Below are 26,236 nucleotides of genomic sequence, written 5' to 3'. Positions count from 1 at the left end.
CTGATCCCGCACCGCGGGAGGGGGCGGGGACGGGGGGACGGGGGGGGACGGGGGGTCAGCCCTTGACGGCTCCGGCCATCATGCCTGCGCCGAGACGACCCTGCACGATGAGGAACAGGATCACGACGGGCACCGAGATGAGCGTGGCACCGGCCATGATGCCTGCCCAGTCGGTCGCCGACAGCTCGCTGCTGAACGTCTGCAGCCACAGGGGCAGGGTGGCGTTGCCGGGCTTGGTCATCACGACGAGCGCCAGGGTGTACTCGTTCCACGCCTGCAGGAACGCGAAGACGGATGCCGTGACGATGCCTGGCCCGAGCAGCGGCAGGGTGACCCGCATGAACGCTCCGAACCGGCTGCAGCCGTCGACCATCGCGGCCTCTTCGAGGTCGGCCGGGATACCGTGGATGAAACCGCGCAGCAGCCACACTGTGAAAGGCACGACGGTGCCGATGTACAGCAGCGACAGGCCCCCGACCGTGTTGAGCAGGTGCCAGCCGTCGAGCATGCGGAACTGAGAGATGAACAGCGCCTCGGTCGGGATCATCTGCACGATCAGGACGAGCAGGATGATCACCCCGCCGCCCTTGAACCGGAAGCGGCTGACGGCGATGGCCGCGAAGAACCCGAACAGCACGGCGACGACGACCACGACCGCGGTCACCGCCGCGCTCATACCGAGGGCCGACCAGAACCCGCCATCGGCCAGGATCCCCGCGAAACTGTCGAAACTGAGCGGGAAGGGGAAGAATCGCGGTGTGCGCGAGAAGAGCTCCTCGTTCTCCGACAGGGCGGTGTTGACCATCCAGTAGATCGGGAAGACGAGCAGGAACGCGGCCGCGACGGCGACGCCGTTCCACGTACGGCGTCGGGCGTCGTTGCGACTGCCGATCGTCCGGCGCGAGCGCGGAGGCACGACGGCGGGGATGTCGGTGGTTCGGGTCATGGTCGGGGCGCTCATTCCGAGACCTCCTTCTGCTGGGCGAACATCTTGGCGATGTACTTCCAGGTGAGCAGCAGGGTGAGGATGAGCACGACCGTCGCGAGCGCGGACGCATCGCCGTACTCCCCCTGGCCGATGCCGATCCGGTAGATGTAGGTGCCGAGGAGGTTGGTCTCCTCGATCGACACGCCGGCCTGCTGGAGCACGTAGATCTGCGTGAAGACGCGCAGGTCCCACACGATCTGCAGGAGTCCGACGATCATCACGGCGGGGGTGATGAGGGGCAGCGTGACGTTGCGGAAACGCGCCCACGGCCCCGCGCCGTCGAGTTCCGCGGCCTCGAGCACCTCCGCGGGCACCTGGGTCAGGGCGGAGTAGATCATGAACACGATCAGGGGGAGGCTGCCCCAGATCACGGTGATCGCGGCGATCGTGAACACGCCCATCGGGGTGGACGTCCACGGGTAGCCGGCCATGTCGGGGAAGCCGATGCGCGCGAGGATCCAGTTCACCAGCCCGTAGCGGGCGTCGAACAGCCACTGCCAGATGACCATCGTCACCAGCGCGGGTGTCGCCCACACAAGCAGCAGGGTGATCTGCAGGGCGATGCGCGCCCAGCTGCTCACCTTCGTCAGCAAGAGGGCGATCAGCATCCCGATGACCATCGACAGCGACGCACACACGGCGCAGAACACCACGGAGCGGAAGAACACGACCCACATGTTGGGATCGGTGAGGATCTTGCCGTAGTTGGCGAGGCCCACCCATTCCGGTTCGGCGCCGAATTGCTGCGCCAGTCCGAACTTCTGCAGCGACATCAGGAACTGCTGCAGCAGCGGCCACCCCAGCGCGATCAGCACCGCGGCGATCAGCGGGGTGATCAGAAGGTACGGGAGCAGCGCTCCCCGCGCGCGGCGTACGCGCGCGCGGGGAGCGGACTGCTGCGGGGGCGCCTCGGGTGCGGCCTCGACGTCGATCACGGGGGTGGCCATCATCAGTCCGCGTTGAGGGTTTCTTCGATCTTCGCGCCGATGCGGGCGACCACGTCGTCGATGTCCTCGCCCTTGGCGATCGCCGAGTACAGATCGACGGGGATGTTGTTGCCCTCGACGATCGCCCAGTTGGGGGCTGCCGGGGTGAGGGCGCTCGTCTCGGCGATCTGCTGCTGCAACTCGGCGTCGACGATGCCGTCGGGGATGGACGAGGCGTACTGGGTGTTGCCGGGAACCCAGCCGGAGTCCTCGGCGAGCTGGCTCATGAAGTCCTCGCTGAGGATGAGCTTCATCGCCTTCTTCGCGAGTCCCTGCTGCGAGGAGTTCGCGGCGATCCCCACGTTCGAGCCGCCGAGGAACTGGTGGCTCTCGCCGCCGGCCTCCACGGGCGGGAGCGCCATGACGCCGGTCACGTCGGCGAGTTCGGGATCGATGCTGTCCTGTGCGAACACGCGGTAGGAGAACATCGCGACCTCGCCGTTGTTGTACGGCACCCAGGGGTTGCCCGCTGTCTCCTTGGCGTCGAGGGCGCCCAGGGCCGAGGTCTGCCAGATGCTCTGCATCTGGGCGAGCGCGGCCTTCGCCTCCGGGGTGTCGAGTCCGCTCTTCCAGGCGCCGTCGCTCTCGATCGCGTAGTTCGCGCCGTGCGAGAACAGCCAGCCTTCCAGCCCGTGCACGTCGACGACGGGGAAGTAGATCCCCTTGAAACCGTCGACCCCGTCCGGGTTCGCCTGCTGCACCGTCGCGGCGGCGGCGACGAGGTCGTCCAGCGTCTCGGGCGCCTCGATCCCCGCCTTCTCGAGCAGGTCGGTGCGGTAGAACACCACGCTCGTGCCGGCGTAGAGGGGGTAGGCGTAGGTCTTGCCGTCGAGCGTCGCCTGCTCGACGAAGCTGGGGATCAGGTCGTCTCCGCCGACCTCGTCATACAGGTCGGAGATGTCCGCGAGAGCGCCGACATTGGCGAACGTCGCGGTCTTCGTGTTGCCGATCTCGACGATGTCCGGGGTCTCGGAGGCGCTGGCGAGCGAAGTCTGCAAGCGCGACACGATGTCGTCCCACGGCTGCATCTCGACGGTCAGGGTGGAACCCGGGTTCTGTGCCGCGAACTCGTCTTCGAGCCACGCGACCGCGTCTTCGGACACCGAGTCCTGCATCAGCCACACGCGGAGGTCTCCGCTCTCGGCCTCGCCGTCACCGTCGCCGCTGCCGGAGCTGCAACCGGTGACGGCCAGCACTGCGGCCAGTGAAGCGGCTGCCGCGATCAGGGTGCGTCTTGCCATTCTCGTTCCTCCATGGTCTTCCTCGACGGGCACCGAGAGGGTGCCCGATGAACGGGTGGTTCAACCGTTTCTCACGCTAACGTGCAATCGGTTGCATTACAAGGGCTTCTTCATTGAATAGGGTGTAACGGTTGTGTTTCTGTTGTATTTCCGGGCTTTGGGACCTCGGTCCCGCACCGGGCGCACCTCGATGCTGCCCGATGCGAGGGGGGAGTGTGCACTGCGTTGCACGGGTCAGGCTGGCAGCGGCGCTCCCGCTGTGGCGACCTGCTCCAGCACCGCGATCGGTGCGAGGAGCTGGGCGTCGGGGATCGGGCGCGCCCCGGTCGCGAGCATGCGCGCGAAGGCGTCGACACCGGGTTGCACGTAGTCGTGTCCGAGCACGATGTCGCGACTGACGACGCCGTGGCCGCCGACCGCCGTGGCGCGGAACGGCACCTGGCCCTCCCCGTCCGGACGGATGAACTCGAGCGTCACCAGCACTCCGCCGACCCGGTACCGCGCGACGAGGCCGCCGGGCAGCTGCTGCACCTCGACGTCTTCCGGCTCGCCGGGCACGAGGCGCTGGGCGACGTCGGCGATGTGGATGCCGTAGAAGAAGATGCCGCTGTACGGGCTCGCCGCATCCGCCGGGCCGGTGACCGTGACGGCCTGCAGCTCACCGATCGTCACGAGCTCCTCGGCGACGGCGTCCGTGTCGGCCACCCAGCGCAGGGCGGATGACGAGGTGAGCGTCGTGCCTCCTCGCTCGGCCGCCGCGAGGATCTCCCGCGCATCGGCCATGCTCGCGGCGAGCGGCTTGTCGACCCACACGGGGGTCCCCGCCTCGAGGAACGGCACCGCGTGCGCCCGGTGCTGCGCGCCGTCGCGCGAGGTCACGATCAGGGCGTCGACGCTGCCGAGCAGCTCGGAGGAGTCGGCGGCGATGCGCTCGATCCCTCCGAGTCTCGCGAGCTCTCGCGTGCGCTCGTCCTCACCCGCGACCAGGGCCACGACGCGCACGGGCACGTCGGACGGCTGCTCGACGTTGAGGTAGCGGATGATCTCCTCGGCATGACTGTTCTCGATGCCGACGATCGCGACGTTCTTCGTTTCCATGTTCCTCATCCTCTTTCACTCGTGGAGATCGACCGGACGCCCCGTGCGCGCCGACTCGTAGACCGCGAGGACGACCTGGAGCGCGCGCCGCCCGTCGTCGGTGGTGATCGCCGGACGACGCCCGTCGCGGATCGCCGCGATGACGTCGAGGTACTGCCGATGATGCGCCACGTCGACGTCGCTCCACCCCTCCGGCACGGCATGCTCGACGAGCGTGTCGGGTGCGGGCTCGGCAGCGGTCGCGGAGGAGAAGAAGGACAGGCCGTCGTTCTCCATGACCGCAGTGCCCGCGGACCCGTGCACGGCGAGCCGGACCGGGAGCCCCGGATAGGCGGCGGTGCTCGCCAGCAGCAGGCCGATCGCGCCGCTCTCGAACTCGATCGTGGCGCCGGCGACGTCCTCGACCTCGATGCCCTCGTGTGCGAGACGACCCGTCTTCGCGCTCACCGAGACCGGGGTGCCGAGCATCCACAGCAGCAGGTCGAGCGCGTGGATGCCCTGGTTCATGAGCGCACCGCCGCCGTCGATCGACGCCGTCCCCCGCCAGTCCCCCGACTCGTAGTACTCCTGCGGCCGGAAGAACGCCGACTCGACGACACCCGAGGTCACCCGTCCGAGCGCCCCCTGATCGATCGACCGGCGGATGAACGAGGCGACCGGCTGGAAGCGGCGCTGACTGATGACCGAGACGGTGCGTCCGGTGGCGCGCTCCGCAGCCTGGACACGGTCGGCCGCATCGAGGGTCACGTCGATCGGCTTCTCGACGATCACGTCCACCCCCGCCTCCAGCGCCTCGACGACCGCATCCGCGTGGAAGGCGCTGGGCAGGCAGATCGATGCGATGTCGATCTGCTCTCCCCGGTAGGCCTCTGCGGCCGAGGAATGGAAAGGCACATCGTGGGCGGCGGCGAGCGCGCGCCCGCGCTCCTCGTCGACGTCGACGACGGCCACGAGACGCCCCTCGTCTCCGAGTGCTGCGACAAGGCGGGCATGGACGGCGCCGATCACCCCCGCGCCGACGACGGCGATACGCAGCGGTTCGGTCATGGTGGCTCCTGTCGTGAGGGGTGGGGAGTCGGCGGGGGCGGGAGGATCAGTCGACGGCGTGCGCCCAGTCGAGCACCGCACCGCCCTGGTCGGCGGAGGCCTGAGCGAGCAGTGCGAGCCGCGCCGCGAGGATGGAGGTCACGGTGCCGACCTCGGGCGTCCGGCCCGCAGCGAAGGCATCGAGGGCCTCTTCGGCAGGACGACGGCCCGGCGGCAGCTCGAGCACGCGCAGCGGGCGCTCGTCGGTCGTCACCTCGACCCTCCCGCGTGCCCAGAAGAGCTCGGCGGTGCCACGCGTGCCGATCAGCCGCAGGCGGTAGTCGCCGTGCACCTCGGAGGCCCGCGGGGTCAGCCAGCTCACCTCGGCGGCGACCACGGTGGTCGAAGTCGTGAGCGTGACGGCGCCGAAGCGAGCGAAACCCTCCGCGCCATCGAGCGGGGCCGAGACCGCCCCGGAGACGGTGCCCGCCGCGGCCGGAGCGAACAGCAGCGCGGCATCGAGGTCGTGCACCGCCAGGTCGGCGAGGATGCCGCCGTAGCTCTCGCGCTGGAAGAACCAGCTCGGCCGCTCGTCCCGCTTGAGCTTGTGCGGACCGGAGGAGGTGATCCCGACGATGTCGCCGAGCTCGCCGGCGCGCACGACGGCCTCGGCGGCGAGTGTCTCCGGGTAGCCGCGCTTCTCGAGCAGGAGGTTGACGGTGCGGCCGGACTCTGCGGCAGCCATCTCGATCCGCTCGAGCCCGGTGAGCGAGGTGCACAGCGGCTTGTCGGCGAGAACGTGCGCCCCGGCGTGCAGCGCGGCGACGACGTCGTCTCCCCGGTCGCCGTAGACGCCGGCGATCACCGCGACGTCGACGCCGAGGGCGAGCAGCTCCGCCGCGCTGTCGAAGGCGGGAACACCGAAGCGGGCCGCGTGGTGCTCGGCTGTCGCGCGGTCGGCGTCCTGCACGCCGACGAGCTCGTAGGCGGCGCGGTCTGCGCGCTCCAGCTCGTCCAGCACGTAGTCGACGTGCGGATGGGCGGCACCGATGATCGCGATCCGAGGCATGGGCGACAGTGAATCATGCGACCGGTTGCAGTGTCAACCGGTCGTCAGGTCGTGCTCGGTCGCGCGGCCTCCGTCGTGGCACGGACCACCAGGTGCGTGGCGATCGTCACGCGAGCAGCCGAGCGCTCGCCGCTGGAGAGCACTCCCAGCAGCAGTTCTGCCGCCGCATCGCCCGCAGCCGCTGAGGCGGCGGAGATCGTGGTGAGGGCCGGATGAGTGCCGGAGGCGAGCGTGTCATCGCAGCCGATCACGCTGATGTCGCGGGGCACATCGACCCCGCGCAGCGCGAGTCCCGCCATCACGCCCTGCGCCACGACATCGTCGAACGCGATCACGGCCGTGGCCCCCGAGGCGAGGATGCCCCCGACCGCGTCCCGTCCGCCCGCGGAACTCGGGCGCCCCAGCTCCTGCACGATCACCTCGAGTCGCGCACGCTCCGCGGCCTTCGCGAGCGCCGCGCGGCGCTGCTGGTCCGACCACGACTCCCGCGGGCCCGAGAGATAGACCACGCGTTCATGACCCAGACGGTGCAGGTGCGCGACCGCCTCGTCCAGACCGCCGCTCGGATCGATGAGCACCCGGGCGAGCCCCTCGATGTCGCGGTTGACCAGCACGACGGGGCGTGCCGCATCGAGTTCGCGGATGCGTTCCTCGTCGAGGCGCGGAGAGGCGAGCACGAAGCCCTCGACCTGCGCGCTCAGCCGCGAGGTGAGGTTCGCCTCCCGGTCGGCGATCTCGTCGGAGTCCCCGAGGAACACGGCGTACCCGGCCGCGTCAGCCAGCGTCTGCACGCGCCGGACCAGCGGCGGGAAGAAGGGGTTGGCGATGTCCGGGACGACGACGGCGACGTTGCCGAAGCGGCCGGTCGAGAGAGCACGGGCAGCATGGTTGACCACGTAGCCGAGCTCTTCGGCCGCGGCCTTGACCCGCCGGACCGTCTCGGGGTTGAGCAGTTCGGGCCGACTGAACGCGCGCGACACCGTCGAGCGCGACACTCCGGCCACACCCGCGATGTCGCCGATCGTCGCTGATCCGGATGGCGTCTTCCTGTTGGCGGTCACGACACACACACTAAGCCCGGGGCGCCGTCCCGCGCGCGATCGCGTTCTCTTCCCCGCCGACGCCACCCGTGGCCGCGCACCGGGGCACCCCTCGATCTGGGGCTTGACTTTGCAAGCGGTTGCATTACTCTAGCGAATCATGAGCACGACGACGTTCGCCCTGCACACCCATCCCGACCGCACCGCGATGGGTGCCGCTGCCGCGCGCTCCGCGGCCCGGACCTTGCGCGAAGCCGTGGCCGCTCGCGGATCGGCGCGCATGATCGCCGCCGCGGCCCCCAGCCAGCTCGACGTCTACCGCGCTCTCGCCGCGGAGCCCGACGTACCCTGGGACCGCATCACCGTGCTGCACATGGACGAGTACCTCGGACTCGACGCCGAGGCTCCCCAGCGCTTCGGCAACTGGCTGCGGGCCCATCTGGTCGACGTCGTGCGGGCCGCCGCGTTCCACCCGATGCGCACGGAGCAGGGCACGCAGGCGGCCATCGCGGAGTACTCCGCCCTGCTCGACGAGGGCCCGGTCGACCTCGTGTGCCTGGGCATCGGGGTGAACGGGCACATCGCGTTCAACGACCCGCCCGACGCCGACCTCACCGACCCGTGCCCCGTGCGCACCGTGCAGCTCGACCTCGCCAGCCGCGTGCAGCAGGTCGACGACGAGTGCTTCGATACCCTCGACGCCGTGCCGACCCATGCGCTCACCCTCACCATCCCCGCGCTCATGGCCGGCGCCCACTTGGTGTGCGCGGTGCCGGATGCCCGGAAGGCCGAGGCCGTCAGGGCTCTCGTGGAAGAGCCGATCAGCGCGCATTGGCCCTGCACCGTGCTGCGCCGGCACTCCCGCTGCGAGGTCCACGTCGACCGCGACGCCGCCTCTCTGCTGCATCCCGCCGCGATCGAAGCCGTGCAGGCGGCGCGATGAGCATCGAGACCCTGCGCGGCCGGAACGCGCTCGGCGCCGGAGGGCTCGAGGTCGCGATCGAACACGGCCGCATCCGCTCTCTCACGCCCACCGTCGACCCCGGGGAGCGCGCACCCTGGATCGGTCCCGGTCTGATCGACCTGCAGGTCAACGGACATCTCGACGGCGACGCCAACGCCGCCGAACCGGATCCGGCGCAGATCTCCGCCATGGCGCACTCGCTCGCCGCGCGCGGGGTGACCAGCTTCCTGCCGACCGTGATCACCGCGTCCGACGAGGAGATGCGCGCCCGCATCCGTGCGATCGGAGAGGCGGTGCGCACCTCGACCGAGGCCTCGCGCGCGGTCGCCGGCATCCACGTGGAGGGTCCGAGCCTGTCCGAACAGGACGGTCCGCGCGGGGTGCACCCCGTCGCCCACATCCGGCCACCGTCGACCGCCGAGCTGCAGACCTGGCTGGATGCCGCACCCGGACTGCTGCGCGTGGTGACCCTGTCGCCGCATCACCCCGGTTCGATCGAGGCGACGCGATTCCTCGTCGCCCACGGGGTGCGGGTCGCGGTCGGGCACACCCACGCATCCGACGCCGAGATCGCCGCCGTGGTCGACGCGGGGGCCACCCTCTCCACGCACCTCGGCAACGGCGCGCACGCCGTTCTCCCGCGGCATCCGAACTACCTGTGGACGCAGCTCGCCGAGTCCCGCCTGACCGCCGGGGTCATCGCCGACGGACACCACCTCCCCGATGCGACGCTCGCGACCATGATCGCCGCCAAGCGCGACCACGGAGTGTTCCTCGTGAGCGACGCCGTGGCCACTCCCGCCGCCCTCCGCGATGGCGGCCTGTCCACCGTCGGTGGCGGTGTGTACCTCGCCGAGGACGGCGCTCTGCGGCACGTCTCGACCGGGTTCCTCGCCGGATCGGTGCAGACGCTCGACGTGGGTGTCGCGACCGTCGCGCGCGTGACGGGGTCTCTGGGCACGGCGATGCGGCTCGCGAGCGCGGCACCGGCCGCGGTCCTCGCCGACGGCCCGCACTGGACCATCGGGGCGCGCGCGGACGTGCTGCTGTTCGACTGGGCGCCCGGAGATGCCTGCATCCGCCCGCGCGAGGTGCGCATCGCCGGCGAGCTCATCGAGACGACGACCGGTGCACACGCCACCGCAGGAGGGATCGCATGACCATCGACAAGGCCGAGGTGATCGTCACCAGCCCCGACCGCAATTTCGTCACCCTCAAGCTCACGACCGCGGACGGGGTGACGGGACTCGGCGATGCGACCCTGAACGGGCGCGAGCTCGCCGTGGTCGCCTACCTGACCGAGCACGTCGTGCCTCTGCTGATCGGTGCCGACGAGTCGCGGATCGAGGACACCTGGCAGTTCCTGTACCGCAGCGCCTACTGGCGTCGCGGACCCGTCACGATGGCCGCGATCGCGGCCGTCGACATGGCGCTGTGGGACATCAAGGGCAAGGTCGCCGGCCTCCCGGTGTATCAGCTGCTCGGCGGGGCCTCCCGCAACGGGCTGCTGGCGTACGGGCACGCCTCCGGCAAGGAGCTGCCCGAGCTGTTCGACTCGATCCGAGCGCACCAGGAGCAGGGGTACCGGGCGATCCGGGTGCAGACCGGCGTGCCCGGCCTCAAGGCGATCTACGGCATCGCCTCGCAGACTGCCGACACGTTCGGCGGCGAGGCCCGCTACGACCACGAGCCCGCCCGCCGCGGCGCGAAGCCCGTGGAGGAGGACTGGGACACCCGCGCCTATCTGAATCACCTGCCCGGCGTGTTCGAGGCCGTGCGCGGCGAGTTCGGCCCCGACCTGCCGCTGCTTCACGACGGACACCACCGGATGACGCCCATCCAGGCCGCGCGGCTGGGGAAGGACCTGGAGCCGTACGACCTGTTCTGGTTGGAGGACTGCACCCCCGCCGAGAACCAGGAGGCGCTGCGTCTGGTCCGTCGGCACACCACGACCCCGCTGGCGATCGGCGAGATCTTCAACACGGTCTGGGACTTCAAGGACCTCATCCGCGAACAGCTCATCGACTACGTCCGCGGCGCGGTCACCCACATGGGCGGCATCAGCGCCCTGAAGAAGACCCTCGACTACGCGGCGATGTACCAGATCAAGTCCGGCATGCACGGCCCGACCGACATCTCCCCGGTCGGCATGGCCGCGGCGATGCATCTGGGACTGTCGATCCACAACTTCGGGATCCAGGAGTACATGCAGCACGGTGCACGCACCGACCAGGTGTTCCAGCAATCGTTCACCTGGTCCGACGGCTGCCTGCACCCCGGCGACAAGCCCGGCCTCGGAGTCGAGCTCGACATCGACGAAGCGGGCAGGTATCCGTACGAGCGGGCCTATCTGCCGTACAACCGCCTGCGCGACGGGACCGTTCACGACTGGTGACATCTTCGACATCCGCTATGGCGTTCGAGGGTCGCGCGACGATACCGTGAGCTGTTGCTCACCGTCGCTCTGAAGGGAACAGACATGCGACTTCTCGAGACCATCACCCCGATCAGCTACGAGTACCAGGGCTTCTGGGGTTCGTTCTGGGACATCATCTGGTGGTTCCTGACGATCTTCGTCTTCGTCAGCTACCTGTTCGTGCTCGTCGCGATCATCGGCGACCTGTTCCGCGACCACAAGCTCAACGGGTGGTGGAAGGCGGTGTGGGTGATCTTCCTGCTCTTCTTCCCCATCGTCACCGCCCTCGTGTACCTCATCGCGCGCGGACGCGGCATGGGTGAGCGCAGCGCCGCACAGGCACAGCGCATCCAGGACGCGCAGTCCGAGTACATCAAGTCGGTGGCCGGCGGCACCGCCACCAGCGCGGCCGACGAGATCGCCAAGGCCCGTGCGCTGCACGAGTCCGGGGCCATCACCCAGGAGGAGTACGACGCCCTCAAGGCCAAGGCGCTGAGCTGACAGCCCTCTCGTGATGGGCTCAGCGCAGTAGGCTGAGCCCATCATGGAAGAGTTCATCCAGGGCTTCTGGAACTTCGCGGGGAACTACTGGTGGCTCATCTTCCCGATCATGGGAATGGCCGGCGGTGCGGCGAAGGCCTGGGAGCGCAACTCCAAGCGCCGTCACGAGCGCCGTCTGGAGACCCTTCGCATCAAGGCGCAGCTGAAGACCGCCGAGATCGAGGCGCGCGCCCTGAACCAGCAGTCCAAGCGCCGCGGCCCTGCCGTGGTCGACACGACCGCATCCGTCGCTCCGAACGATCTGCTCGCGCGCCTGTTCGCCGAGCACGACGAGATCACCGCACGCTGGCTCGACTACGAGCTCGACGTCGCGAAGCTCATCGCCTTCCCGGCCATGAGCGACGGACGCCAGCCCCTGACCGCCGCCTTCCTGCGCGCGAAGAAGACCGCGGATGCCCTGCGACCGGCGTCGGCCGACGCGAAGGTGTCGGAGCAGCAGATCACCGAGTACCTGCAGGCGGTCGGCGACTACGCCGTCGCGTTCGAGATCGCGGAGAAGGACGCCAGGCGCCTCCGCGACTCGACCTTCACGGAGCCGGAGCGCAAGCGCCTCGAGCGGGCGCAGCAGCTGCTCAAGGTCGCCGTCGACGAATCGGCCACGCAGGCCGAGCGCAACGTCGCGTACAAGCGTGTACGCGAGGAGCTCGACGGACTCATCCTGCTCTCCGAAGATGCCGTCACCGTGCTCGAGAAGCAGGTCGCGCGGGAGCTGCCGGCGCACGCCACCGCCGCCGACACCGCGCCCGAACCGGAGCCGGAGCGGATTCCCCGGGCCGACCCGCTGCGTCCCGCACCGCCGCGCGACGACGCATGAGCGCGGAGAACGTCACCGGCCCGGTCGCCCACCACGCCGAAGGACCCGTGTGGTGGGCCGGATGGGGTGGACTGCGCTGGGTCGACGGCGGAGCCGGCGACCTGCTCACCCTGCGCGACGACGGCGTGATCCGCCGGCACATCGATGACGAATACCTCGCGTTCGCACGCCCCCGGGTCGGCGGCGGGTTGGTGGCCGTCGGCGCCCGCACCGTGTACCTCGCCGACGACGCCGACGGCGACGCGAAAGCGGTCGCGACCCTGCTCGACGATGACCGCGTACGCCTGAACGACGGATGCTGCGACCCTCAAGGACGCCTGCTCGCGGGGTCGATGGCCTACGACGCGACGCCCGATGCCGGGACCGTGCTGCGGATCGACGCGGACCTCTCGGTCACGACGGTGCTGGCGCACACCACGGTCTCGAACGGCGTCGGCTTCTCGCCAGACGGTCGCCGGGCGTACTACGTCGACACCATGACCAGCCGCATCGACGTGTTCGACGTGAACGAGGGCGAGCTGCGCGGACGGCGCACCTTCGTCACGGTTCCCGAGCACCTGGGGCTGCCCGACGGCCTGACCGTCGCTGCGGACGGCAGCGTGTGGGTCGCGCTCTGGGGTGGGGGCGCGGTCCATGGCTATGACGCCTCCGGGGCGCTGAGGGAGAGGATCGCCCTGCCCGTTCCGCAGGTGTCGGCCTGCACCTTCGGCGAAGACGACCTCGGCACGCTCTACATCACGACCTCCGCGCAGGGCCTGCCCGCCGATCACGGCACCGAAGCGGGGTCGGTGTTCGCCGTACGCCCCGGCGTGCGCGGCGTCCCGGTCCTGCCCTTCGCCGGCTAGGGTCGCTCGCTCCCGCCGCATCAGGCGATCCCGCGAGAACAGGCTGATGTCGAACGCAACGGCCTGATGCGGCGGGAACGCCTGAGCACGCGAGGCGATGCTCCCCCATCGCGACGGCCTCTGCCCGAGGCACGGTGCACTCAGCGAAAGAAACCGTGCCCCGGGCACAGGCCGCCGGGGATACCTCGAGGTCAGCCGAGGACGACCCGCTCGGTGCGTTGGTGCTGCCGCCCGAGGCCGTCGATCTCGATCGTCATCTCATCGCCGTCCTGCAGGTAGGGGAAGCGGCCGGACAGCGCGACGCCCTGCGGCGTCCCGGTGTTGATCATGTCCCCCGGCTCGAGCACCAGATACTGGCTCAGCTCGTGCACGATCTGCAGCACGGAGAAGATCATGTCCGCCGTCGACGAGTCCTGGCGTGGCTCGCCGTTCACGAACGAGCGCAGCCGCAGCGCCTGCGGGTCGACCTCGTCTGCGGGCACGAGTGCCGGTCCGAGCGGGTTGAAGCTCTCGGAGCACTTCCCCTTGGACCACTGGCCTCCCGAGACCTCGAGCTGATACGCGCGCTCCGAGACATCGTTCGAGATCGTGTACCCGGCGATGACCTCGCGGGCAGCCTCCGGTGAGGACAGGTATCGTGCGGTCTTGCCGATCACGACCGCCAGCTCGACCTCCCAATCGACCTTCTCCGCGCCCGGCGGAAGGAGCACGACATCGTCCGGGCCGACCACGGTGTTGGGGTGCTTGAAGAAGATCACCGGGTGCTCGGGCGGCTCGGATCCGGACTCGGCCGCATGGGCCGCGTAGTTCTGGCCGATGCAGACCACGGCGGTCGGGCGGGCGATCGGAGCGCCGACGCGCAGTCCGTCGACCGCAGCCGGAGTGAGCTCTCCCCGCCCGAGGGCATCACGCACGCGCGCGATGCCGTCTGCGGCGAGGAAGGCGCCGTCGATCTCGGCGGTGAGCGGTGACAGGTCGTAGGTGACGCCCGCCTTCCGCACGAAGGGACGTTCGTGGCCGAGGGGGCCGAGCCGCAGGAGTTCCATGGATGATCTTCCGGTCAGCGCGCAGCAGCGTGGGTCGGGTTGACGATCGGCACCGATTGGCCGGCCAGGTAGCGGATGATGTTCTCGGCCGCGTGCACGGGCAGGTCCGCCAGCGCCTCGGGCGAGTACCAGGCGGCGTGCGGAGTGAGCAGCACGCCGTCGAGGTCACGCAGCGGGGAATCGGCGGCGAGGGGTTCTCCCGCGAACACGTCGAGCGCCGCGGCACCCACGTGCCGGGAGCGGAGGGACGCGGCCAGCGCCTCCTCGTCGATGAGCGGACCGCGGCAGGTGTTCACCACGACGGCTCCCTGCTTCATGCTCGCGAGGGCTGCGGCATCGATCAGATGGCGGGTCTCCGCGGTCAGCGGCACATGCAGGGTGAGGACGTCGGCCCGCGCGACGGCATCCGGAACCTCGGCGAGCTCGCATCCGGCCTCGCGCACCGCGTCCGGGGAGGCGTAGGGGTCGGCGACGAGCACACGGAAGCCGAGCGCACGACACCCGCGGGCGACCATCGAGCCGATGCGGCCGAAGCCCAGGACCGAGACCGTGGTGGCCGAGGGGCGCACGGCGAGCGGGTGGGCATCGACCGCCTTCCAGACGCCGGCGCGCACACCGCGGTCGTAGGCGGGGAGTCCGCGCGCCTGCGTCATGATCATCGCGATCGTGTGCGCGGCGACCTCTTCGATGCAGTAGCTCGGAGTGTTCGCGACGGCGATGCCGCGAGCGGATGCCGCCTCGACATCGACCATGTCGTAGCCGATCCCGACCCGGCTGATGATGCGGAGGTTCGGCATCCGATCCATCACCTCACCCGTGATCTGCGCCCACTGCACGACGAGACCTTCGGCATCGGCTCCGAGAGCGGCGATGTCTTCGAGGGCTCCGGAGGCGGCCCGCTCGGCACGCAGGCCCGCCTGCCGGAGCGTGTCTTCGATGACGGTTCCCGGCAGGTCGCAGTCGCTGACGAGGATGTATGGCGCGGTCATGCATGCGATGCTATAGCATCTAGCAAATGGTTGTACAGCGCGAACATCCCTTCGCCCTGACGTGAAATTTTGCTATAGCATCGAGGTCATGACTCGACGCGCACTGATCACGGGAGCCAGTTCCGGCATCGGAACCGCCGCCGCCCTCGAACTCGCCCGCGAGGGCACCGCCCTCTGGATCACGTATGCCGGACGGGAGGCCGAAGCCGTGCGCATCGCCGAGGAGTGCCGGGACGCCGGCTCGCCCGAGGTTCACGTCTCGCGCCTCGACCTGCGCGAGCGCGCGTCGATCGACACCTTGCTCGAGGAGGTCGTGGCCGCGTGGGGAGCACTGCACGTGCTCGTCAACAACGGCGGCGTCTGCCCGTACACGCCCTACGACGACATCGAGTCCGATGAGTGGGACATGGTCCTGGAGACCAACGCGCGCGGCACCTTCTTCCTCACCCGCGGAGCCCTTCCGCTCCTCCGGGCCGCCGAGGGCGATCGGTCCGTGATCAACATCGCCTCGATCGCCGGCCAGGTCGGCGCCCTGCAGACCGGCATCCACTACGCCGCCAGCAAGGGGGCCATCCTCGCGATCACCCGGAGCTTCGCCAGGCACCTCGCTCCCGAGGGCATCCGCGTGAACGCCGTCACCCCCGGCCCCGTGGCGAGCGCCATCACCGATCAGTTGCAGGGCGCGGGGCGCGCGAAGCTCGAGGCCGGCATCCCGCTCGGGGCGTTCGGACAGCCGGAGGACGTCGCCTGGATCATCGCATCACTCGCGTCGGAGCGCGCCCGCTTCATCACCGGCGCCACCTATGACGTCAACGGAGGGGTTCGCATTGACTGACCACAACGCCCGCTCTGCCCTGGAGACCGTGCAGGCGCAGCTCGACGCCTTCAACGCGCACGACCTCGACGCGTTCGTCGCGACCTACGCCGAGGACGCCGTGATCACGGGGGTCGCCCCCGAACCCGTGGTCGGCTCCGCAGCGATCCGGGCGTTCTATGAGCCTCGCCTGCAGAACCCGGAGCTCTCGTGCGTGATCGAGACCAGCGTGCTGTTCGGCACCCGGTGGGTCGTCGCGCAGGAGCAGGTCATCAACGCGGGCGTCGCCACCGAGACGATCGCGACCTTCGACGTGGTCGACGGGGTGATCGCGCGCGCCTCGATGCTCAAGGCGTGATCGCACACCCCACGCCGCGAAGGAGTTCTCACGGCGGGAAGGAGCGCGTCGCGAAGGAGTTCTCGCGGCGCGAAGGAGCGCGTCGCGAAAAGCCTCCTTCATCCCGCGCGTTCTCCTTCGGAACGTGCGAGGCCCGTTGTGGATCACTCGTGCTCGGGCAGGATTGGCGACGACCAGCCGGGGTCGCGTCCGAGCTGAGCCGCCCGCGAGACGGAAGCCGCACCGTAGCGGTCACGCAGGGAGTCGAGAGCCGTGTCGAGACGCGCTTCCTCACCCCAGTCGATCGGCAGCTCGGGCTGCACGCGGTCGGCGCGGTCCAGGTGCGACAGCGAGATGCCCAGCAGCGTGATGCCGCGGTCGGTGATCTCGGGCTGCGCGGCGACCAGCAGGGTCCTGGCCATGGTCAGCAGCACCGCGGTGCGGTCGGTCGGAGCGCGGAGCGAGCGGGAGCGGGCCGCCTTCGAGAAGTCCCCGAAGCGCAGACGCAGCACGACGGTGCGGCACACACGGTCACCGTCGCGGAGTCGCCGGCCCAGCCGGTCGACGATCTGCGTGAGGATGAGATCGAGTTCCGCGGACGAACGGGGGCGGGTGCCGAGCGCGCGCTGCGAGCCGATCGACCCGCGCCGCCGAGTCGTGTCGACCGGTCGCGGATCCCGCAGGCGCGCGAGCGCGTGCACGTGCGCGCCCGTCGCCTTGCCCAGCATCCGCTCCGCAGTCGCCGCCTCGAGCTCGGCGAGCTCGCCGACCGTGCGGATGCCGTAGCGGTGCAGCTTCTCAGCCGTGACCTTGCCGACGCCCCACAGCCGTTCCACGGGGAGCGGGAGAAGGAAGTCCTCCTCGCGCTCGGGATCCACGACCAGCAGACCGTCGGGTTTGCTCACGGCACTGGCGACCTTCGCGAGGAACTTCGTGCGCGCGACCCCGACCGAGATGGCGAGCCCCACCTCCTTCCGCACGCGTTCCCGCAATCTCACCGCGATCTGCTCGGGGCTTCCTGCGAGGCGTCGCAGTCCCCCGACCTCGAGGAACGCCTCGTCGATCGACAGCCCCTCCACGAGCGGGGTGGTGTCGCGGAAGATCGAGAACACCTCCTTGCTCGCCGCGGAGTATGCCTCCATACGCGGAGGGACGACGACGGCGTCCGGACAGAGCTCTCGCGCCTGCCGCCCGCCCATCGCGGTGCGCACGCCGCGCGCCTTCGCCTCGTAGCTCGCCGCCAGCACGACCCCGCCCCCGACGATGACGGGGCGCCCGCGCAGTTCGGGCGCATCGCGCTGCTCGACCGACGCATAGAACGCATCGAGGTCGGCGTGCAGCACCGTCGCTTCCCCGCGCATCCTGCTCTCCCGTCGACGTGCGGATCGTCGCACGAACCGGGGACATCGGGATGCGCGGTCACCGAGGAGAGGACGCGGTGTCGGTGCTCGCGGTTATCGTCGGTGCGTGCCGGAACCGGTGAAGCAGTGGTGGGCGCGACGGCAGTTCTCCCGCGGTCGCGCTGTTCCCTATGACGTGGGCACCTACCGCGCCGGCTGGGCGGCGTATCCGGAACTGGTACGTCAATACCACCCGGAGCTGAACCACGGCATCGTGCTGTCGCAGATCCCACTCGCAGCCGACGTGCTGCTGTGCTGGGAGTGTGCGGTCGGGCATCGGTTCGCCGCCACCCCGACCGAACAGCGCGAGCGTCCCGGCACGGTCCGGCGCCGCTCCTCGTGGTGCCCGGAGTGCTCAGCGCTCGCCCGACCGCAACCCGTCGTGCTCGGCGAAGCTCGCGCGCTTCCGCGCAGACCCCGTCGCACCACGCCCGCGCTCTGCACGAAGACCCCCGACCTGCCCGCCGGCACCGCGTTCGTGAGCGCGTGCGCCCCGAAACCCGCCTCCGCCGCTGAAGGCCGCCTGCGCGCGGCGCTTGCCGCGGCCATCGACTTCGACCCGGCTGTGAATGCCGTGAAGGTGTCGCGCCCGTTCTTCCGCCACACCGAGGTCTGGCCCGATGTCGTGTTCGCCGAGCTGCGGGTCGCTCTCGAATACGACACGGTCGGCCGTCACGGCCTGGAACACGTGGGCAAGCGGGAGGACGCCGACCTGCGCAAGGACCGTGCCCTCCGTGCTGCGGGCTGGGAAGTCATCCGCATCCGCACCGGGAAACTCGAACCCCTCGGACCGCATGACCTGGCTCTGTCCTCGGTGGGAGCGAAGAGCATCGCCCGCATCCTCGACGAGTTGCGGGCCATTCGTGGAGCGCTGATGGTGGACGCGTATCTGCGGTAGCTAGGCCGCGGATCACCCCTCGAAGCGCTCCCGCAGAGCCGGGTCGATGGCGATGTCGCCGAACGATGCCGTCCACGCGCCGTCGACCGCGATCGACTGCCCCGAAAGGTAGGGCGCCTCGTCGGAGAGCAGGAACGCCACCACCGCCGCGACCTCGTCCGCACGTGCGATACGGCCCATCGGCGGACCTTCCGCGAGCGCCCGCTCTTCAGCCTCGGGGTCGGCCGCCCGCGCGATCTGCGCCTCCAGATGAGGTGTGCGCACCCCGCCGGGAGCGACCGTGTTCGCGCGTATGCCCAATCCGCCATACGACACCGCCACACTGCGGGTCAAGGCATCGATGCCACCCTTGGTGAACTCGTAGGCGGCGTGGTCGGTGAAGCTGGCGCGTCCGTGGATGGAGCCGATGTTCACGATCGCGCCCGGCACGCCCTGGTCGACGAAGGCCGAGACGGCCATCGAGCATCCCCAGATGTAGCCGAGGCCGTTGATGCCGACCACGTCGCGCACGGTGTCCTCGTCGAGCTCGTGCAACGGTGTGCGCTTGGTGATGCCGGCGTTGTTGACCCAGCCGGCGAGCGGAGCCCTGGCCCGGGCCGCAGCAGCCGCACGCTCGTGCGTCGCGCGATCGGCCGCGTCTCCGAGGACGACCCCGGCGACGATGCCGTCCTCGACGGTGCCGGAGCCCGGGGAGCGCTCGATCCCGACCACGATCCAGCCGCTGGCCGTGAGGCGTTCCGCGATGGCACGTCCGATGCCCTTGCCGCTGCCCGTCACCACGACGCTGCGGGGTGAATCCGTCATCTCAGTCCTCCTCGAATCGGAAGACGCCGGGATCGAGCGTGAAGCCCAGGCCCGCGGCGTCCGTCGGGCGCACCCGCCCATCGAACGACGGACCTCCGACGATGAACGACGGCGCCGGGTCGTAGGGGTTCACGCCGCGCGCGAAAGTCTCTACGCCGATGCCCAGATGCGCGGTGACCTCAGGATAGACGTGACCGGAGACCGGCACCCCGCACTCGGCCGCCCACGCGATCACCTCGAGTGCCGGCGTCACGCCGCCGATCGCGACCGCATCGAGCCGCAGGGCCTCGACGCCGCCCACCTCGACCAGCGCCCTGAGCACCGACGGATCCGTGACCTCGTCGCCGACCGCCACGGCCAGCCCCGATTCGCGGCGGATGCGCGCGACGCCGGCGGCATCCTCGGGGAGCAGCGGATCTTCGAGCCATGCGAGCCGGGGATCACCCCACTGCGCGACCTCCCTCAGCGCCGTGTCGGCATCCGGCCATCCGAAGCCCACGTCGACGACCAGTCCTGTCGGGTCGGGGAGTTCGGCGTTCAGCAGAGCGAGGAGCTCCCGCATATATGCCGGATCCGGCATGCGGGAGATCTTCACGTTCGTCCAGCCGTCCGCCTGAGCGAGAACCTCGTCGGCCACCTCCCGCGGAGACCGGTCCGCGGAGGGGTACGCGGCGACCAGCATCGATTCGCGCGGCCCGTCGCCCGTTCCGAGCAGCCTCCACAACGGCACACCGGCACGCTGGGCGGCGATGTCCCAGAGTGCGATGTCGACCAGGCCGATCGCCCGCCGCACGAGACCCACCCGTCCGACGATGGCACTGCCGCGCAGCATCCGCCCCCACGTCGCAGCCGGGTCGTCGGCATCCGCCCCCACCGCGTGCACCGCCACGAGGCGGTCGACGATCTCGGCCATCGGCGCTTCCCTGGACAGGCAGTAGGCCACACCGACGGTGCCGTCATCGGCCGTCACTCTCACCGCACTGTACTCCCGGCGGGTCACGGTCATCGCCCCCAGGTGCAGCGGTGCCGGGAGCGGCAGCACGGCCGTCGCCGTGTCGATGCGGGCGATCGTCATCATTCGGGCTTCTTCGCCAGGGGCACGCCGTAGTCGACCATGAACCCGCCGTCGACGTAGAGGGTCTGCCCGTTCATGTACCGCGACTGGTCGGAGACGAGGAAGCTGACCGCGGCGGCGATCTCGCTCGCTTCGGCAAGACGCTTCGCGGGGATGCGCGACAGGATCGTGTCGAGGCTGAGCGTCCCCGCCTCGACACCCTGGCGGAAGACGCCCGTGTCGACGTAGCCGGGTGCGACCGCGTTGACCCGCACCCCGCGGGAGGCCCACTCGGCACCCGCCGTCGAGGTCAGGCCGATGACGGCGGCTTTGGTCGTGGCGTAGGGGGCGCGCCCCGCAGAGCCACGGGATGAGATGGAGGAGATGTTGACGATGCGCCCCTCGCCACGCTCCAGCATCCGCCGCCCCGCTGCCTGCAACGCGGAGAACACCCCGTGGAGGTTGACGTCGACCACGGCCGACCACTCGTCCCAGCTGAGGTCTTCGATGCCGCGGTGACGCTGGATACCGGCGTTGTTGATGAGCACCTCGATCGGCCCGAGCTCGGCCTCGATCTCGCCGAACACGCGGTCGACACCGGAATGGTCGGTCACATCGAGCTCGCGCCACAGGATGCCCGCGGTGTGGTCATCCTCCGTGAGTCCGGGGACGCGGTCGGCAGCGACGACGCGATAGCCGTCGGAGGAGAGCCGTCGCCCGATCTCCCAGCCGATGCCGGCCGAGCCTCCGGTGACGATGGCGACGGGGCGCTGCACGGTCATGTCTCTCCTCACGATCACTTTTTTGCTATAGCAAGTTTAGGGGCCGACGGGGCCTCCCGCCTTCGAATAACGCAAATCGCCCCATTCCGGCCCAGGATCGGACCATTCACGCGATTCGAAGGCCGGGGGGTCAGCGATCAAGCAGCTCGGCCACGACAGCGACCGCGTGCTCCTCGAGCAGATCGAGTGCCCCGGGCGCCAAGGGCGTCTGCCAGGCCTGGTACGCACCGCGGTCGTACGCACCCCGCGTCGGCAGATACACGAACCCCGGGCCGTTGGTGAGGTTCATCACCACGATCGGCGTCTCCGGGAACCGTGCGCGCAGCGTGGTCTGCAGGCGCGAGTAGGCCTCGCCGGGATGCCCCACGATCACGGCGTCTCCGAGCCGCCAGGCCCAGACCGGATGCTGCACGGTCGGACCGTCGATGTACCCGTCGCGCAGGTTGCGGGCTCGGCCCAGACGCTCTTCACGCGAGCGCGGATCGATGTCCCGCCACTCCTCGGCGAGCTCCTCGAGGGTCGGAAGGTCACGCAGCGGCAGTTCCACGCTCGTCACCGACGAGGCCGCCCCCTCACCTCCACCGGCTGCGCGCCCGGTCCAGATCGCGAGCGGAGCGCCGGACTCCACGATGCCGTCGAGCGTCAGCACCTCGCCCGGAGCGGGCAGAGCATCGAGAGCGGCGAGCACCGCGTGCCCGAGCGAGCGTCCGTGCCGGTCGGCGACCACGACGTCGCCGGTGTACTGCTCGCGCGGAGCCAGCTCGCCCGATGCGCCCTGCACGAACAGGCACGGCGCATCCGTCGCGGACTCGACGATCTCACGCATCGCGCCGACGTAGTCCGGCGACACCTCGCGGGTCTGCCAGGCGAGCGTCGTCGGGTGGCACGCATAGTTCACGAGCGTGCCGCGCACGGTGCCGTCGACGCTGAGCCGACCGATCATCACGGTGTCATCCGCCGTCCCCGCGGGGTTGTACCCCACCAGCGCTCGACCGTCCACGTCGAGCTCACGGTCCGCGGCGAGCGCGCAGCGCCCGGTCGTCCACTCGATGAGTCCCGGAACGGCCCCGTCGAGCGCGTCCTGCCCGGCTGCGATGCCCGCTGCCGCGAGCGCCTCGAGGTAGTCCGGGATGAGCTCCCCGCCCGGGAGGTGCACATCGGCCGCGCAGAGCACCGCGCCGGCGTGGGTATGCGAGAGCGAGAGCATCAGCTGATCCGGATCGAGTCCGAGGCCCGACAGGATGGCACCGCGCACACCCTGCTCGTCGGCGACGCGGCGCCACCACGTGCCGTCGACGGCCAACAGCACACGCGGCCGGTCATCCGCGGTGATCACGGCGAGCGCAGTGAGCTCGAACGGACGGTGCGCGCCCTCCGAGCGCTCCCAGTCCGCGGGACCCCAGTTCTTCGCACGAATGCCGGTGGGCGGCGTGATGTCTCGCCGCGCCACGCCGATGCGAGCCTGTGTGCGCGGGATGCGGATGCGATCTCCGAGATGGGTCCGCGTCATGATGCCTTCCTTCCCACGCCGGCCGGAACAGCGCCGGTCACCGCACCCTGAGACTGCCAGAGCACTGCGGCCTCTGCACGTCGACGACGCTCCCGCACCGGATCGGCCACCGGGATCGCCGCCATCAGCCCGCGCGTGTACTCGTGCTGCGGATTCGCGAAGAGGGCGTCGCGCGCCCCGATCTCGACGATCCGTCCCTGCTGCATCACGGCCACCGTCGACGACATGTACCGGATGACGGCGAGGTCGTGGCTGATGAAGAGATAGGTCAGTCCGAGTTCGGCCTGGAGCTCGCGCAGCAGATTGAGCACCTGCGCCTGGATCGAGACGTCCAGCGCCGACACGGATTCGTCCAGCACCAGGAACTCGGGTTCGAGGACGAGCGAGCGGGCGATCGACACGCGCTGACACTGCCCGCCCGACATCGAACGGGGCAGCCGGTGCGCGAACTCCTCGTCGAGCCGCACGCGATGCATGGCCTCGCGGACCTTCTCGACCCGGGAGGCCCGGTTGCCGATCCCGTGGGCGAGCAGCGGCGCCTCGATGATCTGCGACACGGTCTGCCGCCGGTTCAACGCGGAGAACGGGTCCTGGAAGACCATCTGCATCCGCCTCCGCAGATGCCGCAGCTCCTCGCCCCGCATCTCGTGCGGTCGCTGCCCGTCGAAGACCACGGCACCGCCATCGATCCCGCCGAGAGCGAGCACGGCCTTCGAGACCGTCGACTTGCCCGAGCCGGACTCACCCACGAGCCCCACGGTCTCGCCGCGACGGATCTGGAACGACACGTCGTCGACCGCGGTCACCCGCCTCCCGGATCCGAGCGTGAACACCTTCGACACTCCCTGCACGTCGACGAGCACATCACCCGTCTCACGAGCACGATCCACCGCGCTGATCGACCCCGCCTCGACGAGCGGCTCGGTCCCGCACTCGAGCACCTCGGCCGAAGTGCGGATCGGCTGGTGCACATCGACGGTGAGGTCGACGACCGCGCCGAGCAGCGCCTTCGTATAGGGGTGGTCCGGCGCGGCGTAGAGCCTGTCGACCGGCGCCTCCTCGATCACTCGTCCGTGCCGCATCACGTGGATGCGCTCACAGAACCCGGCCGCCACTCCGAGGTCGTGCGTGATGAGCACGACGGCCGTGCCGTGGTCTTCGGCGAGCCGATCGAGCAGGTCGATGATGCGCGACTGGGTGGTGACGTCGAGGGCGGTGGTGGGCTCGTCGGCGATCAGCACGGCCGGCCGGGATGACATGGCCATCGCGATCATCACCCGCTGGCGCATGCCCCCCGAGAACTCATGCGGGTACTGCGCCAGACGCTCCTCCGGGAGCGGCACGCCGACCTCGGTCAGCAGCTCAACGGCCCGAGCGCGGGCCGCCTCCTTCGAGACCCGGTCATGCAGGCGGATCGCCTCGACGAGCTGGTGTCCGATCGTGCGCACGGGGTTGAGCGACGACATCGGGTCCTGGTAGACCATGGCGATCTCGCCGCCGCGCACCCGGGTCATCTCCCGCTTGCTCAGGGTGAGCAGCTCCCGATCGCGCAGGCGGATGCTGCCGCCGAGCGTCGCGCCCTCGTTGAGACGCATGATCGACAGTGCCGTGAGCGACTTGCCCGAGCCGGACTCGCCGACCAGCCCGATCCGTTCGCCGGGTCGCACGGAGAAGCTGATGCCCTTGACCGGCATCGCCTCACCGTAGGAGACGGTCAGATCCTGCACCTGCAGGACGGGCGTGACATCGGTCATCGGCCCTTCCCCTTCCGATCGCCGCCGAACTGATCGGCGAGCACGTTGAGCAGCCAGATGGTGACGAAGATGAACAGCGCTGGGAACAGCACATACCCGATCGACTGGTACATCTTCTGGTATCCCTGCTGCACGAGGGTGCCCCAGGTCGCCTCGGGCGGCGCGATGCCGAGCCCGACGAAGCTCATCGAGGCCTCGAGCAGGATGGCGTTGGCCGCGTTGATCGCCGCCTGGACCACGATCGGCCCGCGGGCGTTCGGCAGCACCTCAGCGAACAGCAGTCGGCTGCGCGTCGAACCGAAGGCGACGGCGGCGGTGTAGTAGTCCTCCTGCAGCTCGCTGAGCACCGAGGAGCGTACGAGGCGAGCGGTGGTCGGCGTGAGCAGGATGCCGATGATCACAGCCAGCTTGACGGGGTCCGCGCCGAAGGCCGAGATGAACACGAGCGCGAAGAGGATCTGCGGGATCGCCATGACCGTGTCGGCGAGCCGCATCAGGACCTCGTCGATCCACCCGCGGGCGAAAGCCGCCGCCATGCCCCAGGCGATGCCGAGCACCATGGCGACGAGGGTCGCGCCCCCGGCGATGAAGATCGTCAGCTGCCCGCCGTAGAGAACGCGGCTGAACAGGTCGCGGCCGAGCTCGTCGGTGCCGAACAGATGCACCGCGGACGGGCCCGCGAAGCGATCGGACGACTGCGCCGACGGGTCGTAGGGCGCGACGATCGGCGCGAGGACGCAGATCAGCACGATCAGCGCGAGAAGTGCCAGCGGAACCCACGACGCGAACGCGATTCTGCGACGCGGACGCGACGAGCGCAGGGCGAGGGTGAGGGTGTCAGCCACGGCTGCTCCTTGCACGAAGACGCGGGTCGAGCACGCCGTAGAGGAGGTCGACGATGAGCGTGGTGAGGATGAACATCGCGGAGATCAGCAGCACGACCGACTGCAGCACCGCGTAGTCGCGTTTGAACACGGCGTCGATCGCGAGCGACCCGAGACCCGGCACGCCGAACACGTACTCCACGATCACGACGCCGCCGAGCGTGTAGCCGACGATGAGGCCGAGCATCGTGAGCCCCGGGATCAGGGCGTTGCGCAGCGCGTGGCCGATCACGACGCCGCTGGCCGACTGCCCCTTGCCGCGCGCGGTGCGGATGTACGGAGCATCCAGCACCTCGACCATCGAGGCGCGCAGGAACCGCATGAGCAGCGGGGCGGCGGCGAACGCGAGGGTGAAGGCGGGCAGGATCATGCGCACGAGGTTCTCGGTCGGGTCCTCCCCGAACGGCGTGTAGCCGCGGGCGGGCAGCCACTTCAGCTGCACCGCGAAGACCACGATCAGCACGATGCCGATCAGGAACTGCGGCAGCGCCATCCCGGCGGTCGAGATCGCGGTGAGGATGCGGTCGACCACGCCGAGCGGACGCAGCGAGGCGATCACGGCAGCCGGGGTCGCGATGACCACGGCGAGCAGGATGCCGATCAGGGTGAGCTCGAGCGTGGCGGGCAGACGCTGCGCGATGAGCTCCGACACGGAGTACTGGTTGAAGTACGACTGACCGAAGTCGCCGGTGAAGACGCCGCCGATCCACCGCAGGTACTGCTCGATGATGGGGGCGTCGAGACCGGCCTCCTCACGGAGGCGCTGCAGCATCTCGGCATCCACGCCCGGCGTCGATCCGAGGCGCGTGATGATCGGGTCGCCCGGCAGCAGCCGGAGCACGATGAAGACGAGAAGCGAGGTGGCGATCAGCATCGCGATGCTGATCGCCACCCGCCGAAGGACGGAAACGAGCAC

At 69.9% G+C, this 26,236-nt stretch carries 26 protein-coding genes; 9 read left to right on the top strand and 17 right to left on the bottom strand.

What is annotated here, in order from left to right; translation table 11 throughout:
* Positions 1-55 precede the first annotated feature (55 nt).
* From LC041_RS13285 to LC041_RS13255, 7 genes are all read right to left on the bottom strand, one after another.
* A complete protein-coding gene (locus LC041_RS13285) occupies positions 56-961 on the bottom strand; it encodes a carbohydrate ABC transporter permease (RefSeq protein ID WP_226533565.1) in 906 nt (301 codons plus the stop codon).
* Positions 958-1,938, bottom strand: a complete 981-nt coding sequence (locus LC041_RS13280) for a carbohydrate ABC transporter permease (protein ID WP_226533564.1) — start codon at positions 1,936-1,938, stop codon at positions 958-960. The genes LC041_RS13285 and LC041_RS13280 overlap by 4 nt, the downstream gene beginning before the upstream one ends.
* Positions 1,938-3,215 (bottom strand): extracellular solute-binding protein, encoded by a 1,278-nt coding sequence (locus LC041_RS13275; RefSeq protein WP_226533563.1) that lies wholly within the window; start codon positions 3,213-3,215, stop codon positions 1,938-1,940. The genes LC041_RS13280 and LC041_RS13275 overlap by 1 nt, the downstream gene beginning before the upstream one ends.
* A 234-nt stretch (positions 3,216-3,449) precedes the next feature.
* Positions 3,450-4,313: a Gfo/Idh/MocA family protein gene (locus LC041_RS13270; RefSeq protein WP_226533562.1), complete on the bottom strand. Its 864-nt coding sequence runs from the start codon at positions 4,311-4,313 to the stop codon at positions 3,450-3,452.
* A 15-nt stretch (positions 4,314-4,328) separates the two neighbouring features.
* Positions 4,329-5,360: a Gfo/Idh/MocA family protein gene (locus tag LC041_RS13265; protein WP_226533561.1), complete on the bottom strand. Its 1,032-nt coding sequence runs from the start codon at positions 5,358-5,360 to the stop codon at positions 4,329-4,331.
* 46 nt (positions 5,361-5,406) lie between these two features.
* A complete protein-coding gene (locus LC041_RS13260) occupies positions 5,407-6,408 on the bottom strand; it encodes a Gfo/Idh/MocA family protein (RefSeq protein WP_226533560.1) in 1,002 nt (333 codons plus the stop codon).
* 44 nt (positions 6,409-6,452) lie between these two features.
* Positions 6,453-7,469 carry a LacI family DNA-binding transcriptional regulator gene (locus tag LC041_RS13255; RefSeq protein ID WP_226533559.1) on the bottom strand — a complete coding sequence of 339 codons (1,017 nt, stop codon included), beginning with the start codon at positions 7,467-7,469 and terminating at the stop codon, positions 6,453-6,455.
* Between the two features lie 139 nt (positions 7,470-7,608).
* Here LC041_RS13255 and LC041_RS13250 point away from each other — a divergent pair, with 139 nt between their 5' ends.
* From LC041_RS13250 to LC041_RS13225, 6 genes are all read left to right on the top strand, one after another.
* On the top strand, positions 7,609-8,391 hold the full coding sequence (locus tag LC041_RS13250; RefSeq protein WP_226533558.1) for a 6-phosphogluconolactonase: 783 nt from the start codon (positions 7,609-7,611) through the stop codon (positions 8,389-8,391).
* Positions 8,388-9,572 carry an N-acetylglucosamine-6-phosphate deacetylase gene (locus LC041_RS13245; RefSeq protein WP_226533557.1) on the top strand — a complete coding sequence of 395 codons (1,185 nt, stop codon included), beginning with the start codon at positions 8,388-8,390 and terminating at the stop codon, positions 9,570-9,572. Before LC041_RS13250 ends, LC041_RS13245 begins: the two co-directional genes overlap by 4 nt.
* Positions 9,569-10,807: a D-mannonate dehydratase ManD gene (manD, locus tag LC041_RS13240; RefSeq protein ID WP_226533556.1), complete on the top strand. Its 1,239-nt coding sequence runs from the start codon at positions 9,569-9,571 to the stop codon at positions 10,805-10,807. The genes LC041_RS13245 and manD overlap by 4 nt, the downstream gene beginning before the upstream one ends.
* Positions 10,808-10,891: 84 nt before the next feature.
* A complete protein-coding gene (locus tag LC041_RS13235) occupies positions 10,892-11,329 on the top strand; it encodes an SHOCT domain-containing protein (RefSeq protein ID WP_226533555.1) in 438 nt (145 codons plus the stop codon).
* Positions 11,330-11,372: 43 nt separating this feature from the next.
* On the top strand, positions 11,373-12,203 hold the full coding sequence (locus tag LC041_RS13230; RefSeq protein WP_226533554.1) for a hypothetical protein: 831 nt from the start codon (positions 11,373-11,375) through the stop codon (positions 12,201-12,203).
* The gene (locus LC041_RS13225) at positions 12,200-13,048 is read left to right on the top strand and encodes an SMP-30/gluconolactonase/LRE family protein (protein ID WP_226533553.1); all 849 of its coding nucleotides are present in this window, start codon (positions 12,200-12,202) and stop codon (positions 13,046-13,048) included. Before LC041_RS13230 ends, LC041_RS13225 begins: the two co-directional genes overlap by 4 nt.
* 191 nt (positions 13,049-13,239) lie before the next feature.
* Here LC041_RS13225 and LC041_RS13220 read toward each other — a convergent pair whose 3' ends face one another.
* Both LC041_RS13220 and LC041_RS13215 read right to left on the bottom strand, forming a co-directional pair.
* Positions 13,240-14,094 carry a fumarylacetoacetate hydrolase family protein gene (locus tag LC041_RS13220; protein WP_226533552.1) on the bottom strand — a complete coding sequence of 285 codons (855 nt, stop codon included), beginning with the start codon at positions 14,092-14,094 and terminating at the stop codon, positions 13,240-13,242.
* A 14-nt stretch (positions 14,095-14,108) separates the two neighbouring features.
* A complete protein-coding gene (locus LC041_RS13215) occupies positions 14,109-15,083 on the bottom strand; it encodes a C-terminal binding protein (RefSeq protein ID WP_226533551.1) in 975 nt (324 codons plus the stop codon).
* A gap of 88 nt (positions 15,084-15,171) precedes the next feature.
* Between LC041_RS13215 and LC041_RS13210 the strand changes: the two genes are divergently transcribed.
* Positions 15,172-15,918, top strand: a complete 747-nt coding sequence (locus tag LC041_RS13210) for an SDR family NAD(P)-dependent oxidoreductase (RefSeq protein WP_226533550.1) — start codon at positions 15,172-15,174, stop codon at positions 15,916-15,918.
* Entirely contained in the window at positions 15,911-16,255 is a 345-nt protein-coding gene (locus LC041_RS13205) for a nuclear transport factor 2 family protein (protein WP_226533549.1), read from the top strand. Before LC041_RS13210 ends, LC041_RS13205 begins: the two co-directional genes overlap by 8 nt.
* A gap of 143 nt (positions 16,256-16,398) precedes the next feature.
* Here the strand turns inward: LC041_RS13205 and dinB are convergent, their stop codons facing one another.
* A complete protein-coding gene (gene dinB / locus LC041_RS13200) occupies positions 16,399-17,595 on the bottom strand; it encodes a DNA polymerase IV (protein ID WP_226533548.1) in 1,197 nt (398 codons plus the stop codon).
* Between the two features lie 106 nt (positions 17,596-17,701).
* Here dinB and LC041_RS13195 point away from each other — a divergent pair, with 106 nt between their 5' ends.
* A complete protein-coding gene (locus tag LC041_RS13195; RefSeq protein ID WP_226533547.1) occupies positions 17,702-18,532 on the top strand; it encodes a zinc-ribbon domain-containing protein in 831 nt (276 codons plus the stop codon).
* Between the two features lie 12 nt (positions 18,533-18,544).
* On the opposite strand, the gene LC041_RS13190 is transcribed toward LC041_RS13195, so the two are convergent.
* The 7 genes from LC041_RS13190 to LC041_RS13160 all read right to left on the bottom strand — a co-directional run bounded on the left by LC041_RS13190 (position 18,545) and on the right by LC041_RS13160 (position 26,236).
* Positions 18,545-19,336: an SDR family NAD(P)-dependent oxidoreductase gene (locus tag LC041_RS13190; RefSeq protein ID WP_226533546.1), complete on the bottom strand. Its 792-nt coding sequence runs from the start codon at positions 19,334-19,336 to the stop codon at positions 18,545-18,547.
* 1 nt (position 19,337) lies between these two features.
* Entirely contained in the window at positions 19,338-20,414 is a 1,077-nt protein-coding gene (locus tag LC041_RS13185) for a mandelate racemase/muconate lactonizing enzyme family protein (protein ID WP_226533545.1), read from the bottom strand.
* Positions 20,411-21,172 carry an SDR family NAD(P)-dependent oxidoreductase gene (locus tag LC041_RS13180; protein WP_226533544.1) on the bottom strand — a complete coding sequence of 254 codons (762 nt, stop codon included), beginning with the start codon at positions 21,170-21,172 and terminating at the stop codon, positions 20,411-20,413. Before LC041_RS13180 ends, LC041_RS13185 begins: the two co-directional genes overlap by 4 nt.
* 130 nt (positions 21,173-21,302) lie before the next feature.
* Positions 21,303-22,682 carry a hypothetical protein gene (locus LC041_RS13175; RefSeq protein ID WP_226533543.1) on the bottom strand — a complete coding sequence of 460 codons (1,380 nt, stop codon included), beginning with the start codon at positions 22,680-22,682 and terminating at the stop codon, positions 21,303-21,305.
* Positions 22,679-24,436: an ABC transporter ATP-binding protein gene (locus LC041_RS13170; RefSeq protein ID WP_226533542.1), complete on the bottom strand. Its 1,758-nt coding sequence runs from the start codon at positions 24,434-24,436 to the stop codon at positions 22,679-22,681. The genes LC041_RS13175 and LC041_RS13170 overlap by 4 nt, the downstream gene beginning before the upstream one ends.
* Positions 24,433-25,281, bottom strand: coding sequence for an ABC transporter permease (locus LC041_RS13165; protein WP_226533541.1), 849 nt, complete (start codon positions 25,279-25,281; stop codon positions 24,433-24,435). Before LC041_RS13165 ends, LC041_RS13170 begins: the two co-directional genes overlap by 4 nt.
* Positions 25,274-26,236: an ABC transporter permease gene (locus LC041_RS13160; RefSeq protein WP_226533540.1), complete on the bottom strand. Its 963-nt coding sequence runs from the start codon at positions 26,234-26,236 to the stop codon at positions 25,274-25,276. Before LC041_RS13160 ends, LC041_RS13165 begins: the two co-directional genes overlap by 8 nt.

This window comes from Microbacterium paraoxydans (assembly GCF_020524545.1).
GTDB classification, from domain to species: domain Bacteria; phylum Actinomycetota; class Actinomycetes; order Actinomycetales; family Microbacteriaceae; genus Microbacterium; species Microbacterium paraoxydans_C.
The sequence above is the reverse complement of the archived record's forward strand: the minus strand, read 5'-3'. Positions and strand labels throughout refer to the sequence as shown.

Excerpts from the sequence above, each read along its gene's own strand:
- LC041_RS13285 (WP_226533565.1), bottom strand. The coding sequence starts at position 961 with ATGAGCGCCCCGACCATGACCCGAACCACCGACATCCCCGCCGTCGTG.
- LC041_RS13280 (WP_226533564.1), bottom strand. The coding sequence starts at position 1,938 with ATGATGGCCACCCCCGTGATCGACGTCGAGGCCGCACCCGAGGCGCCC.
- LC041_RS13275 (WP_226533563.1), bottom strand. The coding sequence starts at position 3,215 with ATGGCAAGACGCACCCTGATCGCGGCAGCCGCTTCACTGGCCGCAGTG.
- LC041_RS13270 (WP_226533562.1), bottom strand. The coding sequence starts at position 4,313 with ATGGAAACGAAGAACGTCGCGATCGTCGGCATCGAGAACAGTCATGCC.
- LC041_RS13265 (WP_226533561.1), bottom strand. The coding sequence starts at position 5,360 with ATGACCGAACCGCTGCGTATCGCCGTCGTCGGCGCGGGGGTGATCGGC.
- LC041_RS13260 (WP_226533560.1), bottom strand. The coding sequence starts at position 6,408 with ATGCCTCGGATCGCGATCATCGGTGCCGCCCATCCGCACGTCGACTAC.
- LC041_RS13250 (WP_226533558.1), top strand. The coding sequence starts at position 7,609 with ATGAGCACGACGACGTTCGCCCTGCACACCCATCCCGACCGCACCGCG.
- LC041_RS13245 (WP_226533557.1), top strand. The coding sequence starts at position 8,388 with ATGAGCATCGAGACCCTGCGCGGCCGGAACGCGCTCGGCGCCGGAGGG.
- manD (WP_226533556.1), top strand. The coding sequence starts at position 9,569 with ATGACCATCGACAAGGCCGAGGTGATCGTCACCAGCCCCGACCGCAAT.
- LC041_RS13235 (WP_226533555.1), top strand. The coding sequence starts at position 10,892 with ATGCGACTTCTCGAGACCATCACCCCGATCAGCTACGAGTACCAGGGC.
- LC041_RS13230 (WP_226533554.1), top strand. The coding sequence starts at position 11,373 with ATGGAAGAGTTCATCCAGGGCTTCTGGAACTTCGCGGGGAACTACTGG.
- LC041_RS13225 (WP_226533553.1), top strand. The coding sequence starts at position 12,200 with ATGAGCGCGGAGAACGTCACCGGCCCGGTCGCCCACCACGCCGAAGGA.
- LC041_RS13220 (WP_226533552.1), bottom strand. The coding sequence starts at position 14,094 with ATGGAACTCCTGCGGCTCGGCCCCCTCGGCCACGAACGTCCCTTCGTG.
- LC041_RS13215 (WP_226533551.1), bottom strand. The coding sequence starts at position 15,083 with ATGACCGCGCCATACATCCTCGTCAGCGACTGCGACCTGCCGGGAACC.
- LC041_RS13210 (WP_226533550.1), top strand. The coding sequence starts at position 15,172 with ATGACTCGACGCGCACTGATCACGGGAGCCAGTTCCGGCATCGGAACC.
- dinB (WP_226533548.1), bottom strand. The coding sequence starts at position 17,595 with ATGCGCGGGGAAGCGACGGTGCTGCACGCCGACCTCGATGCGTTCTAT.
- LC041_RS13190 (WP_226533546.1), bottom strand. The coding sequence starts at position 19,336 with ATGACGGATTCACCCCGCAGCGTCGTGGTGACGGGCAGCGGCAAGGGC.
- LC041_RS13185 (WP_226533545.1), bottom strand. The coding sequence starts at position 20,414 with ATGATGACGATCGCCCGCATCGACACGGCGACGGCCGTGCTGCCGCTC.
- LC041_RS13180 (WP_226533544.1), bottom strand. The coding sequence starts at position 21,172 with ATGACCGTGCAGCGCCCCGTCGCCATCGTCACCGGAGGCTCGGCCGGC.
- LC041_RS13175 (WP_226533543.1), bottom strand. The coding sequence starts at position 22,682 with ATGACGCGGACCCATCTCGGAGATCGCATCCGCATCCCGCGCACACAG.
- LC041_RS13170 (WP_226533542.1), bottom strand. The coding sequence starts at position 24,436 with ATGACCGATGTCACGCCCGTCCTGCAGGTGCAGGATCTGACCGTCTCC.